Origin of the sequence: Hydrogenophaga sp. (genome assembly GCF_030158645.1) — a bacterium.
Classification (GTDB): domain Bacteria; phylum Pseudomonadota; class Gammaproteobacteria; order Burkholderiales; family Burkholderiaceae_C; genus Hydrogenophaga.
The window spans coordinates 1-5,000 of record NZ_JAOASO010000166.1; the positions used below are offsets into that span (position 1 = coordinate 1).

Sequence of the window (5,000 nt, forward strand, 5' to 3'; positions counted from 1 at the left end):
GAGCTGCGCAGCCCGCTCACGCGCGCCCGGCTCAACACCGAGTTGCTGCCCGACACCGCAGAGGTCACGCCGCAGCGCGATGCCTTGCTGCGCGACCTGGCCGAGATGACCCGGCTCATCAGCGACTTGCTGGAGAGCGAGCGCCTGGCCGGCCGGCACGCCGCGCTGCACCGCGAAGCCACCGACCCGGCCGAATTGGCGCGCGAGGTGGTCGACGAACTCGCCATCACCCAGCCCGCCGCGCGCAACATCCGGCTGCAAACATCTGCGAATCTCCCCACGCTGCCGCTGGATCGCGTGCGCGTGCGCCTGTTGCTGCGCAACCTGCTCGACAACGCACTGCGCCACAGCGCCGACGCGCCTCTGCCGGTGGAACTGCACATCCGCCGCAGCGGTGATGCAGGGCAGGCCATCGAAATCGAAGTGCGCGACCACGGCCCCGGCGTGCCCGAGGACCAGTTGCCCCACCTGGCGCAGGCCTTCTTCCGCCCCGACACCGCCCGCACCCGCAGCGCTGGAGGCGTGGGCCTGGGTCTGTACCTGTGCCGTCTCGTGGCACAGGCGCACGGCGGCACGTTTGCCGTGCGCAATGCCCGGCCTGGCCTGTCCGTGATCGTGGCATTGCCCCCCGCGTGACCGCAGGGCGGCAGACAAAAAGAAAGGGAGCCCGGCGGGCTCCCTTGGTCATGTGGACGGGCTCAAGGCCGGTCGGGTCAGATCGTCGGTTTTTTCTGGCGGCGACGAGCCGCCATCAGACCCAAGGCACCCAAGCCCAGGAGGGCGAGTGAACCGGGTTCCGGCACGCCCGTGGTCGGTGGGGCGACGTTTCCGGCGATGGAGAGGAGCTTGAATGCGTCGGTGTACGACTTGGAGCCTCCCTCATAGGCACTCACGAGCCAGTAGCTGGAAAAAATGGGGGTGGACACGTTCTGCGTGTTGCCTGCATTCGAGCCGACGTTCGCGTAGTTGCCGATCAATGTCCAGCCGGTCACCGACGACACGAAGCCCGTCGGAGTGGCCGACAGCCCCGTCCATGCAAAGACGGACATGTCCGAGTCGTTGTAATTCACAGTGGATGAGCCCGACCCCGTCGTCGTGGCGTTGTCGGTTCCGTTCCAACCCAGCGTCAGGCTGTTCAACGAAACGGCTTCCGTGAATTTGAAGATCAGTGCGTCCAAGCCGTTGTAGTTGTCCAGCGCATGTGGGCCGCTGGCTGTTTCGGTGCCCCCTTTGCTGACGCCCAATCCGCCACTGCTCCCGCCCCACGACACAACGGTTGCACTGACGGCACCAGAGCCCGCCGTCGATGTTGATGTCGAGCTGGCGCGCACCTCGACGCCATTGCAAGAGCTGTAGCCGCCCGAAGTGGCGGTCAACGCGCACCCGCCCAGGTTCCAGGTGGCGGCTTGAGCCGAGGCTGCCATGCCCAGGAGGCCGCCGATGGCCAAGGCGCGGAAGGCGGGGGAAATGCCAATTTCTTGTTTCATGTCATGGACCTTTTTGCAAACACAAGGAGTGCCTTGTAGGCAAAGAAGCATGAATCGGGCCAGGCAAACAAGTACAAGGACAATCAAACAGTTACATCGTCTTGCAAGTGGGCTGGGCGGAGGACTGTAAAGAAACTCGACGTCAGTTGAGGGTCTTCAGCAGCTCGGCCGCTTCCTGGGCGCCTTCAAATGGGCGCCCGGTCTTCATCGCTTCGCGCAATTCTTCCTGGGCTTCGGAACGCCGGCCGCTCTGTGCCAGCACCTTGGCGAGGTGGTAGCGGATTTCGGGGTTGGATGGCTCGCGCAGGCGGGCATCGCGCAGCAGGCTCAAGGCCTTGTCCTGCTGGCCGAAGTGGTGGTGCGCCCAGCCCAGCGTGTCGATCACCAGGGCATTCGCGGGCGCCAGCCCATGGGCTTTTTCGGCGGTCTGCAGGGCGGTCTTGTCGCCGAGTTTGATCTGCACGTTGGCCAGGTTGTTCAGGGCCGGCACATCTTGCGGCTGGAACGACAACAGGCTTTGGTAACTCTTGGCGGCTTCCGCAGGACGACCGGCGCGCGCGTGCAGGCTGGCGAGCGCGTGCAGGACGTTGGTGTCTCGGGGGGTTTGACGGAGCCGCTGGAGGGCGGTTTCCTGCGCGCTTTTGTCGTTGCCCTGGGTTTCCAGCGTTTGCATTAGCCGCAGCGTGGAGCCGCTCGATGGCTCCGTGGCATGGGCCTTGCGGAACGCTTCCAGTGCGGGGCCCGGTTTGTTTTGTGCGAGGGCGAGATCACCCAGCAAGGTGTGGCCCACGGCGCGACGGGGGTACTTCTGCACGATGTTGCGCGCACGCTGTTCGGCCTTGGCCACCTCGCCGCGCTGAAGCTCCACCCGCGCCATGAGCACCTGGGCAGGCAGCGAGTCGGGTTGGCCCGTGAGCGCCTTGTCCAGGCTGTAGTAAGCCCCGTCGAGGTTTTGCGCCGCCAGCTGCTGGGATGCGATCTCGACCTGAAGATCGGCGTCGAAATCGGCCAGGCGCGTGGCTCTGCCCAGGGTGCCGCGCGCGCCCATGGCATCGCCCATGGCCAGTTGGGCGCGGCTGTAGAGCAGCAGGCCGGTGATGTTGTCGGACGATTTGCCTTGGGCAATCTTGGCCTCGGCCAGCGCTTGTTCGGGCCGCCCGGCGCGCAGGTGCAGATCGATCAGGGCGAGGTTCCAGCGCAGTTCGCGCGGCCCCGAGTTGTCGCGCGCCTTTTCCAGCCACGTCTGGGCTTCGGCTGTCTTGCCACGCAGGTCGGCCACGCGGGCCATGTCGGCCAAGGCATCGGTGTCGCGTGGGTTGGTTTTGAGCACATTGGTGAGGCGCTGCTCGGCCGCATCGAGTGCGCGGGCGTCCAGATCGAGCCGCGCCAGATTGAGCTGGGCCTGGGTCAGGTCGGGCGACAGTTGCGCGGCCTTCTCGAAGGCGGCACGGGCGGCTTTGGGGTCGCCGTTCTGCGCGTGGGCGGAGCCCAGCAGGTTTTGCAGGCCGGCGTTGGCGGGTTGCTGGTTCACCAGGGTCTGGACCAGCGCCAGCCCTTTGGCCGGCTGGCCTTCGCGCAGGTACAGCTGCGCCAGCACGATGGCGGCGGCCAATTGTTTCGGGTCTTTCTTGTAGGCGGCTTCCAACTCGGCCAGCGCGCTGGCGGTCTGGCCGGCGCCGAGCAGGCTCATGCCCAGCGTCGTGCGGTACTCGGGCAGGTCTTGCGATTTGAGCGTCTGCTGCATGAGGGTGGCCGCCCGCGCGTGTTTGCCCTGCGCGATGTAGACCGACCCCAGCAGGTTGCTGGCCAGGCCGTCGCCGGGCTGGTTCTTCAGGTAGTTTTCCAGCAGCGTGGCCGCTTCGTTCACGCTGCCCGTGCTGAGGTAGATGCGCGCCAGCAGGCGGGTGACCGGGCTGTTGGGTTGGGTGCGCAGGAACGCCTCAAGGTATTGCCGGGCTTTTTCCGGTTCGTTGAGCCCGTGGTGGGCCAGGCCGTTGAGCATGAGCAGTTGCGAGCGGTAGCGCATGAACGACATGGGCACCGGGTCCAGCAGGGAGGTCACCTCGCGCAGGGCTGCCTGCGCCTGTGGCACCTGGCCTTTGCGCTCGGCCAGCAAGGCCTTGAAGTAGGAGCCGCGCGGCTCTTTGGGTGACACACGCTGCAAGCTGGCCACGTCGCGGGCCGCGTCGTCCAGCCGGTTGAAGTCCAGGTGCAGACCGATCTGGGCGATCAGGGCTTCAACGTGGTTGGGCTCGAGTTGCAGGGCGCGCGCGTAAGCGGCTGTCGCACCGGGCAGGTCGCCCTGCACGTGCAGGATCGATCCTTTCTGGTAGTGGGCCTCGGCCATGTTGGGGGCGATCGTGAGCGCTCGGTCCACCGCCTGCAGCGCCTCGGCGAAGCTCTTGCTGCGGATGCGGATCGGCACTTCGGCGAGCCACACATCGGGTGCGCTGCTGTCCAGCTGCCGGGCCTGGTTGATGGACTGCAAGGCGGGGGCGATCTGCCCGAGGTCGGCTTGCGCGCCCGCGCGCAGCAAGTGCATGCGCAATTGCAGTCCGTTGGGCAGCCCTGCCGTTTGCAAAGCGGGGTGGGCCAGCATGGTCAGCTGCTTGCCCTGGGCAACCATGGCCTGCCCGAGCCGCTCCACCACCTCGGCCCGATTCACGCCCAGTCGCAAGGCTTCGTTGAATGCCACTTCGGCGGCGGCCACATCGCCGTTCTCCAGCAACGCCTTGCCCAGCAGCAGTTGCACGGGAAGGTTGTTCGGGTTCTCTTTCAGCGCGTTCTTGAGCTGGATGACGGAACCCGCGTAGTCCTTTTTCTCGTAGCGTTGCAGTGCGTCTTCGTAAAAGCGCGATGCGGACGGACTGCCTTGGGCAAATGCCAGGCTGCCCGCGACGCACAAGAGCGACGCGAGCAGCATGGAATGGAGGCCGGAGTGCGTGGCGAACGGGCGCGAAGTCTGTTGTTTCATGTAGCTATTTTCACTGAAAGTTTCAATTCAGTGGCTCCCACGAATGCATGCGGCGCTGCATGGGTCACGATGCGAGCGTTTATTGCACGTCCCTGTTTCCGGTGGGTCTGTGTGTTTCTGCCAGCAAAAAGGGGGAGCCGATGGCTCCCCCTTTTTGAGGTTCTCCTGACGCGCTTACAGCGTGTCGATGAAGCTGCGCAGCTTGTCCGAGCGGCTGGGGTGCTTGAGCTTGCGCACCGCCTTGCTTTCGATCTGGCGGATGCGTTCGCGGGTCACGTCGAACTGCTTGCCGACTTCTTCCAGCGTGTGGTCGGTGGACATCTCGATGCCGAAGCGCATGCGCAGCACCTTGGCTTCGCGCGGCGTGAGGCTGTCGAGGATTTCCTTGACCACTTCGCGCAGGCCGGCCTGCATCGCGGCCTCGATGGGCGCGGTGTTGGCCTGGTCTTCGATGAAGTCGCCCAGGTGCGAATCGTCGTCGTCGCCGATCGGCGTTTCCATGGAGATCGGCTCTTTGGCGATCTTCATGATCTTGCGGA

At 65.4% G+C, this 5,000-nt stretch carries 4 protein-coding genes; 1 reads left to right on the plus strand and 3 read right to left on the minus strand.

The annotated features are described in order from the left end of the window. A partial coding sequence (locus Q1W68_RS17915) for a HAMP domain-containing sensor histidine kinase (protein ID WP_300717214.1) occupies window positions 1-636 on the plus strand: 636 nt, incomplete at its 5' end. A 77-nt stretch (window positions 637-713) separates the two neighbouring features. On the opposite strand, the gene xdp1 is transcribed toward Q1W68_RS17915, so the two are convergent. The 3 genes from xdp1 to Q1W68_RS17930 form a co-directional block, all read right to left on the minus strand. Then, window positions 714-1,487 (minus strand): exosortase-dependent surface protein XDP1, encoded by a 774-nt coding sequence (xdp1, locus tag Q1W68_RS17920; RefSeq protein ID WP_300648574.1) that lies wholly within the window; start codon window positions 1,485-1,487, stop codon window positions 714-716. A 142-nt stretch (window positions 1,488-1,629) separates the two neighbouring features. After that, window positions 1,630-4,461 carry an XrtA/PEP-CTERM system TPR-repeat protein PrsT gene (prsT, locus tag Q1W68_RS17925; protein WP_300648576.1) on the minus strand — a complete coding sequence of 944 codons (2,832 nt, stop codon included), beginning with the start codon at window positions 4,459-4,461 and terminating at the stop codon, window positions 1,630-1,632. Window positions 4,462-4,635: 174 nt separating this feature from the next. Then, window positions 4,636-5,000 (minus strand): sigma-70 family RNA polymerase sigma factor (locus Q1W68_RS17930; protein WP_300717215.1); only part of this gene is annotated, 365 nt, incomplete at its 5' end.

What these genes read in the sequence shown, in the direction of transcription:
- xdp1 (WP_300648574.1), bottom strand. Translation starts at nt 1,487, where the DNA reads ATGAAACAAGAAATTGGCATTTCCCCCGCCTTCCGCGCCTTGGCCATC.
- prsT (WP_300648576.1), bottom strand. Translation starts at nt 4,461, where the DNA reads ATGAAACAACAGACTTCGCGCCCGTTCGCCACGCACTCCGGCCTCCAT.